The following is a 20,914-nucleotide window of genomic DNA, read 5'->3' as shown; positions in this document are numbered from 1 at the left end:
AAAATGCCGCAGATATTAGTCGTTGAAGACGACTTAGATATTGCAGAACAAGTGCTGTTGTTCTTCAATGCATCTGGCTTTACTACTCACCACATCACTGATGGCAGTGCTGTGGTGTCGTGGGTTAAAGAAAATAATCCTGATGCAATAATTCTAGATGTAATGTTACCCAATTTAGATGGCGTGGAGTGCATGAAGCAGATCCGCGCTTTTTCTATGGTGCCTATTATTATGGTAACCGCTAAAGTCGAAGAGGCTGATAGGTTAAAAGGGTTAGAACATGGTGCTGATGACTATGTCTGTAAACCTTTTAGCGGTGCAGAGCTGGTGATGCGTGTTAAAGCTATTTTAAGGCGCTGCGCGCCGGTATCTAATAGCAATGAAACTGTTGAAACGCCAGCTACTATTTGTTTAAACGAAGATGCGCTTGAAGTTGAGATTAAAGGCGTGTCTTTGGGTTTAACTAAAGTGGAATTTGACGTATTTAAGCTTTTGTATAAAGCCCCTAAGCGCGTTTTTTCAAGACAGCAGATACTTGATCATATCCAACCCAATAACTTTGATATTACCGACCGCGTAATCGACAGTCATATCAAAAATATTCGCAAAAAACTAAAGAATTTACAGTTCTCTCCTAAGATAGTCGCTTCCGTTTACGGTGCAGGCTATCGCTATGATGAACGTCAAATCAATTGATTTGGCGTTCATCGCTTTCATATCAGTTACACAAAGTACGTTCACCTTTTCGAATAGAATGGCTGAACACATACACTGATAATTCTCTTGCTTGAATATCTTGCCAAATGCGTTTGCTAGGACTAGGGCACAACGCATAATGTAAATATTGACTTAACGCCTCACCTTCAAGGGCTATCGCGGTAGGTGTTTGTACATAGACCTGAATCGCATTAGTTGAGTACTTTATTTGATTTAAGCGCCACTGGCCCATTAAGAATTGCTTTGCAAAGAACTGGGAGATACGTTGTTTAGCTGCTTCAGATAGTGGAGGGTACTCTATTGGCTTTTCGTAGCTTGCATAATAGAGTCCTGCACTTAACATTATGCTGGCAAGGGCCGCGTAAATTGGCAGTGGCGACTTTTTGGTTTTTTTAACTTTGCTTTGGCGGTGTTTACGCTCAACAGATTTTGCCCATTGAGCGTGCTTTAATGACTCTGACATGGTTCCATTCCACAGTAGTTTATAGTGCTATTTAAGCAATAAAATGTGGTGGAAAAATGGAGAGGCTTATTTATTCCCTAAAGGCAGTAATACTCTGATACATAAGCCACCTGACTTACCTGGTAATGCGTTAATAGTACCTGACATCAATTCGACAAAACTCTGGCAAATTGACAGTCCTAAACCAGAACCCCCCGATGCGCGGCTACGAGACTCTTCAACACGATATAAACGGTCAAAAAGTTTACCTATATGAGCTTTACCGACACCCGGAGAAGTATCATCGACTTGAATAAACAGCTCTTGCTTGTTGGCCCGAACTTTAAGTCGGACATGGCCTGGGGTGTCTGTGTATAGACACGCATTAGTAAAAATATTGTTGAGGATTTGGTCGAGCTTTTGTTTATCTACCGTGATTTCAACATCATCAGCAATAACAATGTCAGCAAAAAATGTGAGCTGATGACTGCAAACATAACGGCGCATGTCTTGCTCGTATTCAGCAAAAATTTGCGCGGCATTATATTGGTGAAGGTTCAATGTCAGGGTTTTGTTTTCAGCTTGAGATAACTGATATACATCTGAAATTAAGTTATTAAGTTGCGCTATCTTGCCATTAATTTTGCTGTAGGCGAGATCGCGGTTTTCTTGAATATCGAGCTCAAGCGCTTCTATATGCAGTTTCAATACACTCAGTGGAGTGCGTAATTCATGAGAGATATCAGCAAGCATTTTGTCTTTTTCAATTAAGTTATATTGATAAAGCTTGGCTTTAAATAACGCTTTTCGATGCTTGAAGTAATAGAGTACTAACGCAAGGGTACTAAACAACAAAACAATACCAGCAGATAACAACCAAATTTGTTTTTCTAGTCGCTGGTTATTCATTTGTGCAGTTGCGAGTTTGTTTTTTTGAATTTCATCATCAATACGTTGCTGTTGCTCGATTGCTGTTAATTGCTTTTTATTCTTTTCCACGGCTTTATTTAAATGCTCTTCAAATAAAGACGCGGCCAGTTTACTTTCAAGCTTTAGCTGCTCAGCAGCTAGCTTGTAATCACCGATAAGTTCAGCATAAATTGCGGTATAGCCGTGCTGTTTTTGATTCAATAAGCGGTTATCAATATCAGTTAACAACTCTTTTGTTCGACTTAAATAGAGACCAATTAGCTCAGAGTTTTTAAGTGCTAAATGTAATTCAACTAAGTTAAAGTAAGAGTAAATTTTACTTAAAGCCGAGCCAGATTTAAGCGCTGCGTTAAGCCCAGACTCAGCACTACTCAATGCCATATGCTGGTTGCCTATTTTCAAATACAATTGCATCAACGTATGCTTCGCCGTCGCCATATTCTCATAGGCATTGACGTCGGCTAATCGTGTATAGGCGGTATTTAATAAGGGAAGAGCCTGCTCTAAATCGCCTCGTTTATACACCAGCTTGGCTAGCTGTAAGCTGGTATCTGCAATATTCATTTGGTTTTTGGTTTTAATATCAAACTCGAGTGCTTTTTTATAGAAGTACTCAGATTGCGAGAGGTCATCAAGCCTGTGAGCAAGGTTTGCTAAGTTATAAAAATTAGTGGCAACTAGTTCATAATTATCGCTGTTTTCCAATAACGCTTGTGCTTTTACTTGATGATGCATTGATTGTTCAAGATCATTAAGCGTGTCGTATAGTGAACCCAAATTGCTATGGCTTTGTGCTTGTAGGTTTTTGTCTTCAAGCTCATTTGCAAGTGCTAAGGCTGCCATATAATGATTTTTTGCTTCTATTGTTTTTACTTGGCGACGGTAGTTGATCCCTAGCTCTTTTTGAATGTGGTATTGGTCTTTTTTACTCAAGCTAGCAAGCTTTTGTAATGGCGTTAGCAGTTCTATCGCCTCGTTATAATGACCTTGTTTACGTAAAAGAGGCGCTTGTGCCATAGCAATTTCGGTGGTCGATGTAGCGGTATTATTATCTTTGTATTGCTCAAGAATAGTGAGTGCTTCACTGAGCCTGCCTTGGTTCTCAAGGTCAGTGACTTGATTTAATAGAGAGCTGGGCAGTGAGGTTGCTACACACGAAAAAGACAGTAAACACGTAGCGATAAGTAAAGAGTATTTCATTTGTGGTTAGAATAAGCTTAATGTGTTCTTATACTAACCAGCAATTGTGTGCAAATTATGGAGTACGTAATCACTGCTTTTAAAGTGAGTTAACAGCTGCTTAATAGAAAAGTTGTATCCTTTATGTATTAAAGGCCTATATTTTATTGTTTTTAGCCTTTTCATACCATTATCAAAAATTTCTGATTGTATTCAATCGACTGAAGCCTAGAATTAGCTTGGACATAATTTATACATAATTAGGTTAATGATAAATAATTTATTTATCATTTTTGCTAATAATAAAGTTTTGGTTAATTCTTCAGGTGAAAACACAATGAAAAAATCTATTCTATCTGTATTGATGGTATGCGGAGCCGTAACTGCTGATGCTTCGGCAAATAGCTGCACAGGCGAGTTGTATGGTATTAACTCTGGTCGAGGTCATTTAGGCGTTGTTTTTTCGCTTGATGAACAAGCGCAAACAGCAGCTATCCATTCTAAAGCGAAGTTTTCTTCAGCTGCAATGGCGTTCGATAGTACTCGTAATCGTTTATATTATGTTTCGGCGCCACGCGCTTTAACATATAAGTTAGACCCAAGCTCATTGAATTTATCAGATGATGAATTAAAAGACTTACCAATCAAAGGCGAAAAGTATAAATACACAAAATTAGCCTATGTTGATATGGAAACAAATAAGCACACAGAAGTTGCTAGAACAAGTCCAATGACTCGTTTAGCGTATGATCCAAACCGTGATGTTATCTACGGCTCTAAAGGCAGTAAGTTTTATATTATTTATCCAGATTCTGGCGAGACACAGTTTGTAGGTAATATGACTGGCTATGGTAATAGCTTAGATATTTTCCGTGGTGATATGGTTGTTAAAAATGGTGAAGTCTATTTGATTTCTGCAACCAGCATTTTCTCTTTGGATCTTTCTACACTTGAGTTATCGAAAAAGTCTGAACATGGTTTAACAACGGTAACAGGTGCTGCACTTGATCAAAATGGTGAGCTGCTTATTTCTCGTGAAGTAATAAATGACCAAGGTAATCACAATGTAACTAAGCTGTATAAAGCGTCGATTGAAACGGGGAAAACATGTGCAATGGGTACTTACCCTATGCGTATTAACGATTTGGCACTTAATACATTAAAACCGGTTGCGTGCTATGCTCAGCCAACCTGTAGCACTGGTGCGGAGTCGTTTGTTATCACGAGTATCGATAAAGAGCGAAAAGCAACTTGGCAAAACTATACTTTGAATGGGAAGTTATTTTATGAGCCTATTGCAAAACTTATGAGCTCTACAAATTTTGGCGAAGGTGGAATTGTTAATAAAACAGTTTCAATAAATCATGATTTTGCTGCAGCAAACTCTATCACTGAAGCTGCTATCGATAGTTATGAGACAGATATCTTTTATATGGGTAGTTTCTATGATACAGATTTCACAGATGCTGAAATCCTAGAGCTTTATAACTGGTCAAAAAAATCAGGCAATGTCACTATTATTGCAGCCGATTCTGATATGCCAAATGAAAAAGTGTATGCGAAATGGGGCTACACGGTTACTCGTGTTGGTTATGTTGATGGTCCAAATACACAAAATCCTGAAGGTGTAGGTACTCAAGCTCAACAGGCTATTTTTGCTGGTCCATTTGGTGGTGTAACTAGTTTCTATCAAGCAGGTGGTGCTAAAGGATACTTCTCTGAAATGCCAGTGGGTACGCAAGTGTTAGCTGTAAACCAAGATGGCTTACCAACGATAGTGCTTGATTCAGAAACGGGTGACATTCTTTTATCAGATAGTGGGATGCTTACCAATCAAGGTAAAGTTGGTAACTATACTGAGGGTACAGGTGTTTCAAGTATGACAGACCGTTTATTTATGAACTTGATTAATTTCGCCAGCGAAATTGAGTAAGCTAACTAAGTCATGTGTACTTAAAGAATCGCGAAGCATTTTTGCTTCGCGATTTTGTATATTTAACGATGATTTTATTTACCAACAGCCTGTGAGGGTACTTTTCACTCTATTAGTGTGTTGCTTAACTAGTAAATAACTAATACCAACCAGCAATGTATGGCTGACTGCTAAAGCAATCAACCAAGACGACATACTCTGTGTTAATTGATTGATTGTTACTAGGCTAATAAGCATGAAAACTAACGATGAATTTAACACAGTTTGTAGTAACTGCTTAAAACGTAAATGCTTCCAACGACTCCAAATAACCAACAAAAATGCGGTAGTCGGGAGGGCAATTAAAATACATTCAAATAAAATAACGATTAATTGCGCACCTTGATAAGCTGAATCAGCTGTTGAACCCTGTGAATGGCTTGAACTCAGTGCAATCAAGCCAAGCACTAAAGCGGTACCCATATTTTTAATATTCATTTCTAAACTCTAACCAACTTAAACTCTCAACAGTATTAACTATTAACTTATGCATGTGCGCTAATAAGCTCTTTGGCATTCGCTCTTGCCATTTTACTGATGTTGTCACCAGCGAGTAGTCGGGCAATTTCATCGATACGGCCATCTTTTGAAAGTTTATTCATTTGCGTAAAGGTTTCGCCGTTTGCAATTTCTTTGGCTACAAAAAATTGCTGATGTCCAGAACTTGCAACCTGTGGCAAGTGAGTTACACAAATAACTTGGGTTGATTTACCTAATTGGCGTAATAGCTTGCCGACTGCAGAAGCTGTAGGGCCTGAAATACCCACATCAACTTCATCGAAAATGAGGGTCGGGGTAGTAACTCGCTGAGCAATAATGACCTGAATAGCTAAACTAATGCGCGATAACTCACCACCAGAGGCCACTTTAGACAGTGCTTGTAGCGGTTGACCTGGGTTGGTCGATACTAAAAACGACACAGTATCAAAACCCATTGCACTTGGTGCTTTATCGCTAGCTTGTTGAATATCAATAGCAAACTTGCCGTTTTCCATCGATAAATTCGCCATGCTATCACTAATTAACTGATTAAGCGTATCAGCATAACTATGGCGGCTTTCACTTAATAGTTGAGCTGCTTGTTTGTATTGCTCAAGGGCATCGCTGATTTCGCTTTCAAGTGCCACAAGGCGGTCGCTGTTATAACTAATTGATGCTAATTCTTCAGAGATTGACTGGTGAAACTCAACAAGCTCTTCTGGCTTTATGTGATGTTTACGGGCAAGATCCATAGCACCTGTTAAACGAGTTTCAACTTCGTCTAAGCGTGCTGGGTCTAAGTCGGTAACATCAACATAGCTGCGTATCTCGCGGCTTGCTTCTTCAACTTGAACGGCAGCTTCACTCAGTAGTGATGCTATGCTAGATAAGCTCTCATCGTAGCTTGCTAGTTCTGCAAATTGTTGAGCACTATGTTGCAATAATGAACACGCACTTTGCTCATCACTTTCGTATAAGTGTTGTAGCTCACGTTGGCATGACTCTAAAATAGTCTGGCTATGGCTTAGTTTATGATGCTCAGCTTCAATCTCTTCAAATTCACCCGGTTGCAGAGCAAATTCATCAAGTTCGGCTACTTGATACTCAAGTAATTGCTTTTGAGCGGCCTGTTGCTGCTGTTGTTGTTCAAGCTGGTTAAATTCTTTGAGTAAGGCTTGGTAGGCTTTAAAGCGTTCTTTAACATCAGCTAATAACTGATTGTGGCCGGCATAGGCATCAAGCAGATGTAGCTGGTGTTCAGCTTTTAATAAATGTTGATGGGCATGTTGGCCGTGAATAGAAATTAAGTACTGACCCAACTCTTTTAACTGTGCAGCGGTAACTGAGCTGCCATTAATATAGCTTTTGCTACGGCCATTTTTGCAAATAACACGGCGTAGTAAACATTCGCCTTCGTTGTTTGAGAGTAAATGTTGCTCTAAAAAGTGTTGGGCAAGAGGGAGTTGGCTAATATCAAATTGTGCGCATATTTCTGCACGATCAGTACCAGGGCGAACGGCACCAGCATCAGCGCGTTCACCTAAACATAATGAGAGGGCATCAATTGCAATTGATTTCCCCGCACCTGTTTCACCTGTAATGGCTGTCATACCATTGTGCCACTCAGTACTTAAATTACTTACAATGGCAAAGTTTTTAATTTCTAACCCGATTAACATACTGTTTATCCATCCAGCTAATTAACTGTTAATTTATACAGTGTTTTCGGGTTTTGCAAATTAAATTTTTAAGCTTTGCTTAATTCTGACAATTGATTTTCTGGTGTGGAATCGTCTGACGCTTGTGTGCTCTGGGCTGGCGGCTGATCGTCTTGTAAATCGGCGGGGGGCTGATATTTAATTACTTCAATCAGTGATGGAAGGGACTCTTGGTAAAACGCTTTGTTATATTCAATACCATTATAAGGTAATTCAGCCATGAAATACTGTAATCTGTCTGCAAGCTGATCAATCTGTTCTGGGTTTTGTGCTTTACTGGCTTCCATAATTATTGTGTTGAGCAGTAAATCACTAACGTATTCAAGATATGTGAGGTTTTCTTCGTTATGGGCTTGTACAACAAAGTAATTGCTAGTGATCATGCTCAAACGCGAGATGTTCTTCGGACGAATAATTTTACTCTCGCTGAAATCAATTAACTTATCTTTAAAATCATTATTGATTTCTTTTACTCGTTGATTAAAACGTTTTTTTTCAGCTTCAATAGCCTTGCGACGGTTGCTCTCAACCATCCAGTAACAACCTAGCAAGGTGATCAGTAATAACAGAGCAAGAAAAACGATATAGCTCATTTCGCCTTAGAATCCTTAAAAAAGTACAGCATTAAGTTTGATTATTTTGCGCTATTCAATGTGCCTTGGCAATCAATTGAGATAAAAAAGCCGCTTAAAATAAACGGCTTCCCCAGTTTAATTTTTTTCTTAATACATTGTAGTAAGAGTATTCTTTAGGGTGGATCAAGCGCAGACGCTTATCTGCTTTTTTTATCACCACTTCATCGCCAGGTAATACAGCTAAAACCACATGGCTGTCACAACTGACTTGCAAGCTATCAGTATTTTCAAGACTGAGCTTTAAACGCACTTCGTTATCAGCATCAACCACAAGAGGGCGGCTTGATAATGTGTGCGGGAACATAGGCACAAGTGAAATCGCATTAAGCTCTGGCGTCAAAATCGGCCCGCCACCAGATAATGAATAAGCAGTTGAGCCTGTAGGTGTTGAAACAATTAAACCGTCTGAGCGTTGCGAGAATACAAAATCGTTGTTAATAAAGGCCTCAAACTCAATCATATGAGCAACTTTATCGGCATGAAGTACTGCTTCATTCACTGCCAAGTTAGCACTTTTGAGTTCGGCATGGCGATATACTTCAACTTCAAGCAAGAAGCGTTTTTCTTCGAGGAACTGGCCACTTAATACTTGTTCAAGGCTGGCTTCGAAACCTTCTGGGTTTAAATCAGTTAAAAAGCCTAAATTACCACGGTTTACACCAATTACGGCAACATCAAAACGCGCTAAAACTCGAGCTGCGCCAAGCATATTGCCATCACCGCCGACGACTATGGCTAAGTCTGCACGTTCACCTAAATCTACCAATTTAACAAGGTTTTCTCGAGGAAGGTCTTCAAGTTGGCGGCCGGTGCGCTGTTCTACTAGCACTTCAAAACCCAAGGCTCGCAAAAATGTGTGCAGGCGAGCAAGTGTGGCAGCTGCTCCGCTGTGATTAGGTTTGCCAATTAAACCTATGGTTTTAAACGGTGAATCCATGTTATTTGCACTTAAACTTTCATATCGCTAGATTACATTAAAAACTAATGCTTTGAAAATAACTTGAAATAAACTTGCTGCGCCCAAATATCCACTGGCAAGTACCAAGATGTATAAATTATGAAATTAAATCCGCGTGACCAACAAATTTTTTCAGCTGTAATGAGCCTTTACTGTAACGGTGAAGGTCAGCCTGTTGCCTCTACCCGTATTGCCAAGCAAAAAGGCATGGCGGTATGTTCAGCTACTGTGCGCAATGCAATGGCTCGGCTAGAAAAAGTGGGCTTACTCTATTCGCCACATACTTCTGCTGGCCGCGTACCTACCAATGCCGGGTTTGATTATTGGCTTACTGAGTTTTTTGCTCTGCCTGAAATTGCAACATATTGGCAGCCCGAGCAAGCAGAATTAGTTGAGCTCGCCCATGGTTTGAGTCAGCGTTATAAGGTGTGTTGTTGTGTGGGCTTACCTCAAGTCAGCTCTCAGCTGGTCTTTCGAGTAGAGGTGCTTGATTTTGATGGTAGTAATTGGCTTATTCTACTCATCGATAGAGCAGGGCAAAGCCATAACATTTGCATTACCAAACCTGAAGATTCATCTGATGCCGTTCGTTACCAGTTTGCTACTTGGCTTAATACGGTGTTTAGCCAGCAAACCTTAATGGAAGGCTTATATCGAATGCAAGCAATGGCAGCCACTGCACCACATAATTGCCATGACTCTTTAACACAATGGACTCGGCAATTAAGTCAAAAACTCGGTTCAGATAACAGCATTGTGGTAGGTGAAAATTACCTTTACCGCCAAGTTGATTGCCAAACCAGTTTAAACATTGGTGTATCGTTTTTAAATTTTGTTGAAGATAAACTCGCATTTAAAAATGGGTTATCAGTGTTAAACACAGAACAGTTGCCATTTACAGACTGTAATGAGTTGATGGTGATCAGCGTTCCTTATTTTAATAACCATGAATACCAGAGCCGATTTTGTGTAATTTGTCCAAAATCAGCGCAAATAGAAGCAATCATCCAAGAATTTAAGTTAATCGGCTCATCAGCCTCTTGAATCTTTTAATTCAATCCCCATAATTACCGCAGTTGTAAAGAATTGGAGCATGTAAGCTATGTCTGAGCAGACAAAATCACCAGAGCAAGAAGTTGAACTAAACGAAGAATTTGAACAAATGCAAGCTGAAGTAGAAGCTGCAGAAAAAGCGGCTGAACAAGTTGACGGCGAAGAAATGAGCCCTGAAGCTGAAATCGCACTACTACACAGCGAATTAGAAGCGGCTAAACAAACGATCAACGATCAAAAAGACAGTGTTGTTCGTGCTGCTGCAGATGTTGAGAACATGCGTCGTCGTGCCGCTCAAGATGTAGAAAAAGCGCATAAGTTTGCACTTGAAAAGTTTGCTAACGAATTACTACCTGTTATCGATAACCTAGAGCGTGCGATTGAGTTTTCTGATAAAGAAAATGAGCAGCTTAAGCCTGTGCTTGAAGGTATCGAAATGACTGTTAAGAGCTTTAATGATGCGGTATCAAAATTCGGTGTTGAAATTGTTAACCCACAGGGTGAACAATTTAACCCTGAATTCCATCAAGCAATGTCAATTCAGCCAAGCAATGATGTAGCGCCAAATACTGTTCTTGCAGTAATGCAAAAAGGTTATACATTAAATGGCCGTTTATTACGCCCTGCAATGGTTATGGTATCGAAAGAAGCTGAATAAGCTTTAAAGAGATATAAAAAATGCCTGTTAATTACAGGCATTTTTTTATTACAATTGTGTTCAATATTTAAGTCGATTGGTATCGTTTTCGATGCAAAAGCTGTACAAGCAAGATCAGTATCAGTGCGCTGAACATCATAGCAGAAAATGGAATCGCACTTTGTGGGTGAACAAAAGCAAGGATAGGCCCAACTAAAGCGCCACTGCCGAATCTCAGGGTACCAATAACAGCTGTTGCAGTGCCTGACTTTTCCTCAAATTGCATCAGTATTAATGAGTCTGCATTACTCGCGACAATACCCAAGCTCATCATCAGTGGTGCGATGGTGGCAACGATAAAATACAGCGATAAATGCATCACACTGAATAACAACAATGCCCCGCCAGACACAAAGCCAATACCTAGCCCAATAAATAACAGTTTACGAGAACCCAAGCGCGGCACTAAACGTGTATTCATAAAGTTACCGAACATTAAAGCCAGCACGTTAAAGGCGAATAACACACCGAACAATTGCTCATCTACTTTGAAGAAATCGAGATATACATAAGGTACCGATGTTAAAAAGCAAAAGAATGCGAATGAGGCAAACATTGAACTGGCAATATCGGCAAGGGCACTACGACGAGAAAATACCGTTTTATAACTATTAAAGAACAGTGCCAAACCACGTTGCTGACTCTTAAAGATTGGAATATCGATTAAATGAATTTGCACCAAAGCTAAAATGGCAAAACTATAAGCAGCTAATGCGATGAAAATGACCTGCCATGTCGAAATTCCCATGATTAATGAGCCTAGAGTAGGGGCAATTAACGGGGCAACCATCATAATCATCGAGACATAAGACATGCCCTTGGCGGTGTTCTCTCGGTAAATGTGGCGAATAATACCCGGCACTACGACGGTTGCAGCAGCGCCAGTGAATGCTTGCACGGCTCTTAAAGACCAAAATAATTCGATGTTGGTACAAAATGCCAGTGCTAATGAGCTGATGCCAAATAGCGCTAAACCCACCTTAGCGAGTAATCGCCTACCAAGCTCATCGGCTATCGGGCCAAAGAACAACATACCCAGGGCATAACCCGCCAAATAAATACTGAGCGAGATTTGCACATTTGGCATGGTAGTTTGTAAGTCGTTGGCAATCACCAACATCGCCGGTAAATATAAATCAATTGCTAAAGGCGTAATTGCGACAATACTTGCCAGTAAAGGTAATAAAATGCGTTTATTTAAAGTTTCAGGGGAAGGCATTGTTTACTCATTCATCAAACATTAGGTCACTATTGTAGCAGTGTGAGTTACTGTGGTGAACTTAGTTTGCCTGCTAAGTAAAAGAATTAACTAAATGATAACAACTGAGCGGGTGATTGTTCATTTTCATATAAAATTAAGCAATGCTTTGCTATATTAGCCACAATTACACTAAGTATTTGAAGGACTAGTATGAAAAAGTTAATCATGGCAGTGTTAGCCACCGCTGTTTTAGCTGGCTGTAAAACCTCTCCAACAGGGCGTACACAAATCGCGCTTTATTCAGACCAACAAATGAGCCAAATGGGTCAAGCAAGCTTTGCTGAAATGAAAAAAACACAGCCTGTTAATACCGACCCTGGCGTCAATGCTTACGTGAAATGTATTGCCGATGATGTTATTGCCGTTTTACCTAATGAGTATGCAAAGCAGTCTTGGGAAGTTGTTGTGTTTGAAGAAGACTCAGCAAACGCATTTGCATTACCGGGGGGTTATATTGGCGTTCATACAGGTTTATTAAAAGTTGCTGTAAATCAAGACCAACTGGCAACGGTACTAGGTCACGAGGTTGCACACGTTATTGCTGAGCATTCTAATGAACGTGTATCACAAAATGCATTGTTACAAACAGGTCTGCAAGTTGGTGGTGCAGCACTTGATATGGGGAATGTGCAATATCGCGGCGAAATAATGCAAGCCTTAGGCTTAGGCGCACAGTATGGTGTTGTTTTGCCATTTAGCCGCTCACATGAATCAGAAGCAGATATTGTTGGCTTAGATTTAATGGCAAAAGCAGGGTTTAACCCAGAGCAATCAGTGTCGCTTTGGCAAAATATGAGTGCAGCTGGTAGTAGCGGTACCCCAGAGTTTATGTCGACTCACCCTGCACCAGGTAACCGCATCAAAGAGCTTCAAAAGCACATGTCGGATGCATTAAAAGCCCAACAAGCCGCTAAAGCAAAAGGCAAAACCCCACAGTGTAAACTGTAAAGAGTATCTATAGAAATTAAAAAGCCTGTACTCAGTGATGACTACAGGCTTTAATTTTTCAGCTTTCAGCTTATTAGAACGTCCACTCAACGTGAAGTTGGGGTACTGACTCAGTTGTGTCTGTACCTAGCTTGTTGTGCCAATATTGCCATTCAAGGCCTAGCAGTAGCGTATTTTCTTTCATGCTCATTGCGTGACCTAAATCCCAGGTGATGATTGGCTGCGCTAAAATCCATGCTTTAACGTCTTCACCAAATTCATTTTCACGCTCTGCAATATATTCAACATGGCCTGTTACGTTGAACTTTTGTGAGCCAATAGTGAATGGGTAGCCCCAAGCAACATCAATCATCCAGCTGTTTGTTTCAGTTGGTGCACCACCGCGTGCTACGCCTTCACTGTCATCGATGTAAGCGGTAAATAAAGTAGATAAAAAGCTAAAGCCCGGTGCTTGCCAGCTAAGCTTTACACCAGGTAAATACTTAAGAACTTTCGAGTCACCTGCGGCATTAAAACCTGCCGTTAAACCCACATCAGCAATTGCGCCGTATGAAAAATCACTGCCAGAGATTTTTGATAAGCTAAATGTTGAATACCACTCGCCGTAAAAGTCTTTATCTTGATAGCCATCTTGACGGTCGTCATTGCTGTAATCAATAAAAAAGAAATTGTCGCCATAGTCATAACCAGAGGCATGCTGTAGTGATACAACCGTGGTATTTGACTTAGTTAATGAAAACGGGTTTTTGTGTTCACCGTTATTAACGTGTAATTGCGTAGAGCTCCAATTAGCGGCATAGCTCGAAGTACTTACTGCACAAAGCGCAGCAACAGAAAGGATCTTTTTCAAGTTCATATCTCAATATTGATGGTGTAAAGGGGGATACAAAGGTTGGATTATAGCAGATACGCCCATATTTGGGCGTATCTTGAGAAAAATTATTTAACTTATGCTTTATTTCTGCGTAAGCAAATTACTGCAACGGCAGTAAAGGCAAGAATAAAGCAGTAGTAAGAAGAGGTAGAGACTTCCCATGGGCTAATTTTGAATGTTGCGCCGAGTAGAAGTGCTTGTGCGCCATACGGCAATGAGCCTTGCGTAACACAAGCAAAAATATCAAGTAAGCTTGCTGAACGCTTGCCTGTAATTTCGCCATCATCTGCTAATTTTTTAGCAATTGGGCCTGCAACAATAATAGATACTGTATTATTGGCAATACATAAGTTACTAGTCATAACCAGTGCAGCAATACCTAATTGATCTGCTACTTTACGGTGCCATTTTGCAATGATTTTTGTAATTGCCTGAATTTTGTTAGCAATATAATCAAGACCACCATTAATACGGATAAACTCTGAAAGACCGCCAATAAACATCGATAGCAAGAAAATTTCCTGCATATCAGTAAAGCCTTTATAAACATCTTTTACAAAGCTTGCACCTTCATAGCTGCCAGTAAAGCCCATAAGTGCAGCGAAGATTATACCGCTAAACAGCACCACGAATACGTTAAAGCCCATTACCGCGAGCACTAAGATAAAGGCATAAGGTAATACTAGTAAGATATCGAAGTCTTGTGTCTCTACAGCTTCTGCTGCAGGCGTTAAGAAGAATAACAAGCCGATAGTTAAGGCCGCAGCAGGTAAGGCGATTTTTAAGTTCTCACGAAATTTATCTTTCATTTCACAGCCTTGCGTGCGGGTTGCAGCAATAGTTGTGTCAGAGATGATTGATAAGTTATCACCAAACATGGCACCTGATACAATCGTGCCTGCCATCAGAGATGGATCAATGCCTGTTTTTTGGGCGACGGCATAAGCAATCGGGCCAATCGCACCGATAGTACCCATTGAAGTACCCATCGCAGTCGACACTACCGCAGCAATTAAAAATAACCCTGGTAGTAACAGAGCAGGTGGAATAAGTGATAAACCGGCATTAACTACGGCATCAACACCACCGGTCGCACCAGCAACCGCAGAAAACGCACCTGCCAGCAGATAAATCAAACACATAGTGATAATGTTGCTATGGCCAGCACCTTTAATAAAGGTTTCAACACTGTGGTTGATGGTATTTTTATTTAAGATAAACGCCAGCATGATGGCTGGCAAAATTGCAACAGGAGCAGGCAATTGATAGAAGGCGTAATCGACACCTTGAGACTGTAAGTATAAGCCAGCGCCTAAAAATAAGCCGACAAACACCAAAAGCGGCAGCAAAGAAAGTTTTGCTTTTGTTTTATTAAATGATGGCTGCATCATATTCCTCGTTAGATAACCAATAACACAGCCAAACACTTCTTTTAGCTGTATTTAGTTGTGTCTAAAAGACAACAACAGCGCCCGCAAGCCAAAGACCAAATCGGCGCAAAGGAAGAAGTTTAAATGTATAGATGGCTAAATGCAAAGACTATCTGTTATTATTGTTGTTCTATTAATAAATCTAAAATTAGCTCTGTATTTTTTATAAGCTAACCTGACTATTACATGAGTTTTCGATAAAATCCAGCCAGCTAAGAAGAATAGATAAGGTAACTATATGAACCGCATAGGTGTATTTGGCGCAAACGGCCGCATGGGACTTGCACTTTTAGAAGCTGTCTCAAAAAAAGATGACGCAACATTAACGGGCGCGTACGTGCGTGATAACTCGCCACTTTTAGATATTGCGGTTAATCAATTAAACAGCGCTGCATCAGCAGATGTATCATTTAGTAAAGAAACAGACGTAAAAGATGCAGATGTATTGATTGATTTCACTTTACCGGCAGGCATGCGCAACCATTTAAAAACAGCGGTCGAAAAAAATATCGCCATGGTTATTGGTACTACGGGCCTTAACCAAGATGATCTTGATGCGCTTCATGAAGCGGCGAAACACATTCCGATTGTTTTTGCCCGCAACTATAGCGTAGGTGTGAATTTACTGCTTAACTTAGTGCAGACTGCGGCTGTTAAGTTTGGCGATGATATGGATATCGAAATATTTGAGGCCCACCATCGTCACAAAATCGATGCGCCATCAGGAACTGCATTGGCAATTGGTGAAGCTATTGCCGAGGCAAAAGGTTGGCAGCATGATGAAGTCGCGCGTTTTGATAGAAGCAATGACGAACACGCAAAATCGCAAAATGAAATCGGTTATTCAGTCATGAGAGGCGGAGATATAGTAGGTGAACACACCGCATATTTCGCAACTTCTGGCGAAAGGCTAGAATTAACTCATAAAGCAAGTTCAAGAATGACCTTCGCATTAGGTGCTGTAAGAGCTGCGGGCTGGTTGAAAAATAAACCAGCTGGACTTTATGACATGCAAGATGTGCTTGACTTGAAGTAGTTTAGTTTCTTTTTTGGCAGTTTCAGTGAATTTTTAGTTAATAACGCTTATTTTTACTATTTTATTAATTAAGATTAGATCTGAATGCTAATTTACTGTAGAATAGCGCCAATTTGCCAAAAATTCATAAATGCGTGTTTCCAATCGCTATAAACGGGCAGTAGAGCAAATGACTTTACTCCCGTTTTTTACTGTTAGGAGGTTAACTTGACTAAATCCGCTCTGTTAGTCCTAGAAGACGGCACAGTGTTTCGCGGTACTGCAATCGGCGCTGACGGCATGTCAGTCGGTGAAGTAGTATTCAATACGTCTATGACTGGTTATCAAGAAATTTTGACTGACCCTTCATACGCGGAACAAATCGTAACTTTGACGTACCCACATATCGGTAATACGGGTACTAACAGCGAAGACGAAGAAGCGGGTCAAATCTGGGCTAAAGGCCTAGTGATCCGTGATTTGCCACTGCTAGCAAGTAATTTCCGTAACGAGCAATCGTTAAGTGATTACTTAAAAGAACGCAATATCTTAGGTATTGCTGACATCGACACTCGTAAATTAACACGTATCTTACGTGATAAAGGCGCTCAAAATGGTTGTATCATTGCAGGCGACGAGTTAGATGAGAATAAAGCGCTTGAAGCTGCGCAAGCCTTCCCAGGCTTAAAAGGCATGGATTTAGCAAAAGTTGTCTCAACCAAGGAAAATTTTGAGTGGCGCGAATCAAGCTGGACGTTAGGTTCAGGCTTTAAAACGCTAGAAGCAGCAGACGAGAAGTTCCACGTTGTTGCTTATGACTTCGGTGTTAAACGTAATATCTTACGTATGTTAGTTGACCGCGGTTGTAAATTAACCGTTGTTCCTGCACAAACATCTGTAGAAGACGTACTGGCATTAAACCCAGACGGTATCTTCTTATCAAATGGCCCAGGCGACCCTGAGCCGTGTACATACGCGATTGAAGCAATTAAAACTTTCCTAGAAACAGACACGCCAATTTTTGGTATCTGTTTAGGTCACCAATTACTTGCACTTGCTTCAGGTGCACAAACGGTGAAAATGAAGTTTGGTCACCACGGTGGTAACCACCCAGTTAAAGACCTTGACCGCAATGTTGTAATGATCACAGCGCAAAACCACGGTTTCGCAGCTGACGAAGCAACATTACCAGCGAATTTACGTGCAACTCACGTATCATTATTCGATGGCACGCTACAAGGTATTCACCGCACAGATAAGCCTGCATTTAGCTTCCAAGGTCACCCTGAAGCAAGCCCTGGTCCACATGATGCGGCGCCATTATTTGACCACTTCATCGACCTGATGCAAGCACGTTCTAACTAATTTAACCGGAGTAACAATGCCAAAACGTACCGACATAAAAAGCATTCTTATCTTAGGCGCAGGCCCGATCGTAATCGGTCAAGCTTGTGAATTTGACTACTCTGGTGCACAAGCGTGTAAAGCACTACGAGAAGAAGGCTTTCGAGTAATTCTTGTAAACTCGAACCCTGCAACTATCATGACTGACCCTGAAATGGCGGATGCGACGTACATCGAGCCAATTCACTGGGAAGTGGTAGAGAAAATCATTGAAAAAGAAAAGCCAGATGCAGTACTGCCTACTATGGGTGGTCAAACAGCATTAAACTGTGCACTTGATTTAGATAAGCACGGCGTACTGGCAAAACACGGTGTTGAGTTAATCGGTGCAACTGCTGATGCAATCGATAAAGCTGAAAACCGTGAGCGTTTTGACGTAGCAATGAAGAACATTGGCCTTGAGTGTCCGCGTGCAGAAATCGCTCACTCAATGGAAGAAGCACACGATGTACTTAGCCGTATCGGTTTCCCATGTATCATTCGTCCATCATTCACTATGGGTGGTACCGGTGGTGGTGTTGCATATAACCAAGAAGAATTTGATGAAATTTGTGAGCGTGGTTTAGATTTATCACCAACAAATGAACTTTTAATCGATGAATCATTAATCGGTTGGAAAGAGTACGAAATGGAAGTTGTTCGTGACAAAAACGACAACTGTATCATCGTATGTTCTATCGAAAACTTTGACCCTATGGGTGTTCACACTGGTGACTCAATCACGGTTGCTCCTGCGCAAACACTAACTGATAAAGAATACCAAATCATGCGTAATGCATCGATGGCGGTACTTCGTGAAATCGGTGTGGAAACAGGTGGTTCAAACGTACAGTTTGGTGTGAATCCAGTTGATGGCCGTATGGTTATCATCGAGATGAACCCACGTGTATCGCGTTCTTCAGCACTAGCATCAAAAGCAACGGGTTTCCCAATTGCGAAAATCGCTGCAAAACTAGCAGTAGGTTACACCCTTGATGAGCTACAAAACGACATCACTGGCGGTAAAACACCAGCGTCTTTCGAGCCGTCAATTGACTACGTTGTTACTAAGATCCCACGTTTTAACTTCGAAAAATTCGCAGGTTCAAACGACCGTCTAACAACACAGATGAAATCTGTGGGTGAAGTGATGGCAATTGGTCGTAACCAACAAGAGTCACTGCATAAAGCATTACGTGGTCTTGAAGTAGGCGCAACGGGCTTTAACCCAATTGTTGCCCTTGATGATCCGAAAGCAAAAGAAAAAATCATCCGTGAATTACGTGAGCCAGGTGCTGAGCGTATTTGGTACGTTGCTGATGCAATGCGTCACGGTATGAGCGTAGAAGACGTATTCGAATTAACTAAGATTGACCCTTGGTACTTAGTACAAATCGAAGACATCTTAAAAGACGAAGCAACAATCAGCGAAGTAGGTATGGCTGGTTTAAATGCTGAGTTTTTACGCAAGCTTAAGCGTAAAGGTTTTGCTGATGCGCGTATCGCTGAAATTGCCGGTGTTTCTGAAGCAGAAATTCGTAAGAAGCGTCACCAGTTAGATATCGTGCCTGTATATAAGCGCGTTGATACGTGTGCTGCAGAGTTCAGCTCAGACACAGCTTACATGTACTCATCTTATGATGAAGAATGTGAAGCGAATCCATCTGACAAAGATAAAATCATGGTAATCGGTGGTGGTCCTAACCGTATCGGTCAAGGTATCGAATTCGATTACTGTTGTGTTCACGCAGCATTAGCTTTACGTGAAGACGGCTATGAAACAATCATGGTTAACTGTAACCCTGAAACTGTTTCAACTGATTACGATACATCTGATCGTTTATTCTTCGAGCCAATCACGCTTGAAGATGTATTAGAAATCGTACGCGTTGAAAAGCCAAAAGGTGTTATCGTTCAGTACGGTGGTCAAACACCACTGAAACTTGCTCGTGAACTTGAAGCGAATGGTGTGCCAGTTATTGGTACTTCACCAGATGCAATCGACCGTGCAGAAGACCGTGAGCGTTTCCAACAGCTTGTTGAGCGTCTAGATCTTCTTCAACCAGAGAATGCAACGGTTACTTCTTTAGAAGAAGCGATTGTTAAGTCTGCTGAAATCGGCTTCCCACTTGTTGTACGTCCTTCATATGTATTAGGTGGTCGCGCAATGGAAGTAGTTTATGATGAAGACGATTTACGTCGTTACATGACAGAAGCAGTATCAGCGTCAAATGAAGCGCCAGTACTACTTGACCACTTCTTAGATAACGCAATCGAAGTTGACGTTGATGCTATCTGTGACGGTGAGCAAGTAATCATCGGTGGTATCATGGAGCACATTGAGCAAGCAGGTGTTCACTCAGGTGACTCAGCATGTTCATTACCAGCTCACTCATTAACTGCTGAAGTACAAGACGTAATGCGTAAGCAAGTGACTGATATGGCACTAGAGCTTGGCGTAGTAGGTCTGATGAATACTCAGTTTGCTGTGAAAGACGGTAAAGTTTACTTAATCGAAGTAAACCCACGTGCTGCGCGTACAGTACCGTTTGTTTCTAAAGCGACAGGTATCGCACTTGCTAAAGTAGCGGCCCGTTGTATGGCGGGTCAGTCGCTAGCAAGCCAAGGTATTACAAAAGAAGTAATCCCTCCTTACTACAGCGTAAAAGAAGTGGTACTGCCATTTGCTAAGTTCCAAGGTGTTGACCCAATCCGTGGCCCAGAAATGCGCTCAACGGGTGAGGTAATGGGTGTTGGTGAAACTTTCGCCGAAGCATTCGCTAAAGCACAATTAGGTGCAAGCAACACTTTACCACGCGGTGGTCGCGCGTTACTATCGGTACGCAACAGTGACAAACCACGTATCGTTGAACTAGCTAAAACCATGACTGATCTTGGTTTCGAGTTAGATGCAACAGGTGGCACTGCAAAAGCACTTGAAGAAGCAGGCATTGCAGTTCGTCGCGTGAATAAAGTATACGAAGGTCGTCCTCATATTCTTGATAGAATTAAAAATGGTGAATACAGCTATATTGTAAACACTACTGAAGGCCGCCAAGCGATTGAAGATTCGAAGGTGTTACGTCGTGGTGCGTTACAGCATAAGACTAACTACACAACGACTCTGAACGCGGCATTTGCTAACTGTACTGCAAACCAAGCAGACGACCGTAGCAAGGTGACGTCAGTTCAGGAACTACATCAGCGAATGAACTAAGGAAA

General features: G+C 41.1%; 17 protein-coding genes. 8 read left to right on the top strand and 9 right to left on the bottom strand.

Annotated features, from left to right (window positions below; genetic code table 11):
* Positions 1 to 3: 3 nt before the first annotated feature.
* Complete coding sequence (locus tag AOG26_RS06310; protein ID WP_054561716.1) at positions 4 to 696, top strand: response regulator; 693 nt, start codon at positions 4 to 6, stop codon at positions 694 to 696.
* 22 nt (positions 697 to 718) lie between these two features.
* On the opposite strand, the gene AOG26_RS06305 is transcribed toward AOG26_RS06310, so the two are convergent.
* Together AOG26_RS06305 and AOG26_RS06300 are read right to left on the bottom strand one after the other, a co-directional pair.
* On the bottom strand, positions 719 to 1,180 hold the full coding sequence (locus AOG26_RS06305; protein ID WP_054561715.1) for a hypothetical protein: 462 nt from the start codon (positions 1,178 to 1,180) through the stop codon (positions 719 to 721).
* Positions 1,181 to 1,246: 66 nt separating this feature from the next.
* Positions 1,247 to 3,289 (bottom strand): ATP-binding protein, encoded by a 2,043-nt coding sequence (locus AOG26_RS06300; RefSeq protein WP_054561714.1) that lies wholly within the window; start codon positions 3,287 to 3,289, stop codon positions 1,247 to 1,249.
* 316 nt (positions 3,290 to 3,605) lie between these two features.
* Here AOG26_RS06300 and AOG26_RS06295 point away from each other — a divergent pair, with 316 nt between their 5' ends.
* Positions 3,606 to 5,201 carry a hypothetical protein gene (locus AOG26_RS06295; RefSeq protein ID WP_152966936.1) on the top strand — a complete coding sequence of 532 codons (1,596 nt, stop codon included), beginning with the start codon at positions 3,606 to 3,608 and terminating at the stop codon, positions 5,199 to 5,201.
* A 78-nt stretch (positions 5,202 to 5,279) separates the two neighbouring features.
* Here AOG26_RS06295 and AOG26_RS06290 read toward each other — a convergent pair whose 3' ends face one another.
* The 4 genes from AOG26_RS06290 to nadK form a co-directional block, all read right to left on the bottom strand.
* Positions 5,280 to 5,678, bottom strand: coding sequence for a hypothetical protein (locus AOG26_RS06290; RefSeq protein ID WP_054561712.1), 399 nt, complete (start codon positions 5,676 to 5,678; stop codon positions 5,280 to 5,282).
* A 47-nt stretch (positions 5,679 to 5,725) separates the two neighbouring features.
* Entirely contained in the window at positions 5,726 to 7,399 is a 1,674-nt protein-coding gene (recN, locus tag AOG26_RS06285) for a DNA repair protein RecN (RefSeq protein ID WP_054561711.1), read from the bottom strand.
* Between the two features lie 68 nt (positions 7,400 to 7,467).
* Positions 7,468 to 8,031 carry a hypothetical protein gene (locus tag AOG26_RS06280; protein WP_054561710.1) on the bottom strand — a complete coding sequence of 188 codons (564 nt, stop codon included), beginning with the start codon at positions 8,029 to 8,031 and terminating at the stop codon, positions 7,468 to 7,470.
* 94 nt (positions 8,032 to 8,125) lie between these two features.
* Positions 8,126 to 9,010, bottom strand: a complete 885-nt coding sequence (gene nadK, locus AOG26_RS06275) for an NAD(+) kinase (protein ID WP_054561709.1) — start codon at positions 9,008 to 9,010, stop codon at positions 8,126 to 8,128.
* Positions 9,011 to 9,130: 120 nt separating this feature from the next.
* On the opposite strand from nadK, the gene AOG26_RS06270 reads away from it, so the two are divergent.
* Positions 9,131 to 10,075, top strand: coding sequence for an HrcA family transcriptional regulator (locus tag AOG26_RS06270; RefSeq protein WP_054561708.1), 945 nt, complete (start codon positions 9,131 to 9,133; stop codon positions 10,073 to 10,075).
* 58 nt (positions 10,076 to 10,133) lie between these two features.
* Positions 10,134 to 10,742, top strand: a complete 609-nt coding sequence (gene grpE / locus AOG26_RS06265) for a nucleotide exchange factor GrpE (protein WP_054551515.1) — start codon at positions 10,134 to 10,136, stop codon at positions 10,740 to 10,742.
* A gap of 67 nt (positions 10,743 to 10,809) precedes the next feature.
* Here the strand turns inward: grpE and AOG26_RS06260 are convergent, their stop codons facing one another.
* Positions 10,810 to 12,000, bottom strand: coding sequence for a Bcr/CflA family efflux MFS transporter (locus AOG26_RS06260; protein WP_054561707.1), 1,191 nt, complete (start codon positions 11,998 to 12,000; stop codon positions 10,810 to 10,812).
* A gap of 192 nt (positions 12,001 to 12,192) precedes the next feature.
* Between AOG26_RS06260 and AOG26_RS06255 the strand changes: the two genes are divergently transcribed.
* A complete protein-coding gene (locus tag AOG26_RS06255; RefSeq protein WP_054561706.1) occupies positions 12,193 to 12,990 on the top strand; it encodes a M48 family metallopeptidase in 798 nt (265 codons plus the stop codon).
* A 73-nt stretch (positions 12,991 to 13,063) separates the two neighbouring features.
* On the opposite strand, the gene AOG26_RS06250 is transcribed toward AOG26_RS06255, so the two are convergent.
* Complete coding sequence (locus AOG26_RS06250; RefSeq protein WP_054561705.1) at positions 13,064 to 13,846, bottom strand: outer membrane protein OmpK; 783 nt, start codon at positions 13,844 to 13,846, stop codon at positions 13,064 to 13,066.
* 92 nt (positions 13,847 to 13,938) lie between these two features.
* Entirely contained in the window at positions 13,939 to 15,252 is a 1,314-nt protein-coding gene (locus AOG26_RS06245) for a Na+/H+ antiporter NhaC family protein (RefSeq protein WP_054561704.1), read from the bottom strand.
* A gap of 280 nt (positions 15,253 to 15,532) precedes the next feature.
* On the opposite strand from AOG26_RS06245, the gene dapB reads away from it, so the two are divergent.
* The 3 genes from dapB to carB all read left to right on the top strand — a co-directional run bounded on the left by dapB (position 15,533) and on the right by carB (position 20,909).
* On the top strand, positions 15,533 to 16,330 hold the full coding sequence (dapB, locus tag AOG26_RS06240) for a 4-hydroxy-tetrahydrodipicolinate reductase (protein ID WP_054561703.1): 798 nt from the start codon (positions 15,533 to 15,535) through the stop codon (positions 16,328 to 16,330).
* Between the two features lie 207 nt (positions 16,331 to 16,537).
* On the top strand, positions 16,538 to 17,674 hold the full coding sequence (gene carA / locus AOG26_RS06235; protein WP_054561702.1) for a glutamine-hydrolyzing carbamoyl-phosphate synthase small subunit: 1,137 nt from the start codon (positions 16,538 to 16,540) through the stop codon (positions 17,672 to 17,674).
* A gap of 16 nt (positions 17,675 to 17,690) precedes the next feature.
* A complete protein-coding gene (gene carB / locus AOG26_RS06230) occupies positions 17,691 to 20,909 on the top strand; it encodes a carbamoyl-phosphate synthase large subunit (RefSeq protein WP_054561701.1) in 3,219 nt (1,072 codons plus the stop codon).
* Positions 20,910 to 20,914: the final 5 nt, after the last annotated feature.

The organism is Pseudoalteromonas sp. UCD-33C, assembly GCF_001306895.1.
In the GTDB taxonomy this organism is placed as follows: Bacteria; Pseudomonadota; Gammaproteobacteria; order Enterobacterales; family Alteromonadaceae; genus Pseudoalteromonas.
Note: the sequence above shows the minus strand (reverse complement) of the source record. Positions and strands in the feature narration are given on the sequence as shown.

Bases quoted from the DNA above. Each gene is read 5' to 3' on its own strand.
- carB (WP_054561701.1), top strand. From the start codon at position 17,691: ATGCCAAAACGTACCGACATAAAAAGCATTCTTATCTTAGGCGCAGGC.
- recN (WP_054561711.1), bottom strand. From the start codon at position 7,399: ATGTTAATCGGGTTAGAAATTAAAAACTTTGCCATTGTAAGTAATTTA.
- dapB (WP_054561703.1), top strand. From the start codon at position 15,533: ATGAACCGCATAGGTGTATTTGGCGCAAACGGCCGCATGGGACTTGCA.
- AOG26_RS06290 (WP_054561712.1), bottom strand. From the start codon at position 5,678: ATGAATATTAAAAATATGGGTACCGCTTTAGTGCTTGGCTTGATTGCA.
- AOG26_RS06305 (WP_054561715.1), bottom strand. From the start codon at position 1,180: ATGTCAGAGTCATTAAAGCACGCTCAATGGGCAAAATCTGTTGAGCGT.
- nadK (WP_054561709.1), bottom strand. From the start codon at position 9,010: ATGGATTCACCGTTTAAAACCATAGGTTTAATTGGCAAACCTAATCAC.
- AOG26_RS06295 (WP_152966936.1), top strand. From the start codon at position 3,606: ATGAAAAAATCTATTCTATCTGTATTGATGGTATGCGGAGCCGTAACT.
- AOG26_RS06270 (WP_054561708.1), top strand. From the start codon at position 9,131: ATGAAATTAAATCCGCGTGACCAACAAATTTTTTCAGCTGTAATGAGC.
- AOG26_RS06250 (WP_054561705.1), bottom strand. From the start codon at position 13,846: ATGAACTTGAAAAAGATCCTTTCTGTTGCTGCGCTTTGTGCAGTAAGT.
- AOG26_RS06310 (WP_054561716.1), top strand. From the start codon at position 4: ATGCCGCAGATATTAGTCGTTGAAGACGACTTAGATATTGCAGAACAA.
- AOG26_RS06300 (WP_054561714.1), bottom strand. From the start codon at position 3,289: ATGAAATACTCTTTACTTATCGCTACGTGTTTACTGTCTTTTTCGTGT.
- AOG26_RS06280 (WP_054561710.1), bottom strand. From the start codon at position 8,031: ATGAGCTATATCGTTTTTCTTGCTCTGTTATTACTGATCACCTTGCTA.
- AOG26_RS06245 (WP_054561704.1), bottom strand. From the start codon at position 15,252: ATGCAGCCATCATTTAATAAAACAAAAGCAAAACTTTCTTTGCTGCCG.
- AOG26_RS06260 (WP_054561707.1), bottom strand. From the start codon at position 12,000: ATGCCTTCCCCTGAAACTTTAAATAAACGCATTTTATTACCTTTACTG.
- grpE (WP_054551515.1), top strand. From the start codon at position 10,134: ATGTCTGAGCAGACAAAATCACCAGAGCAAGAAGTTGAACTAAACGAA.
- AOG26_RS06255 (WP_054561706.1), top strand. From the start codon at position 12,193: ATGAAAAAGTTAATCATGGCAGTGTTAGCCACCGCTGTTTTAGCTGGC.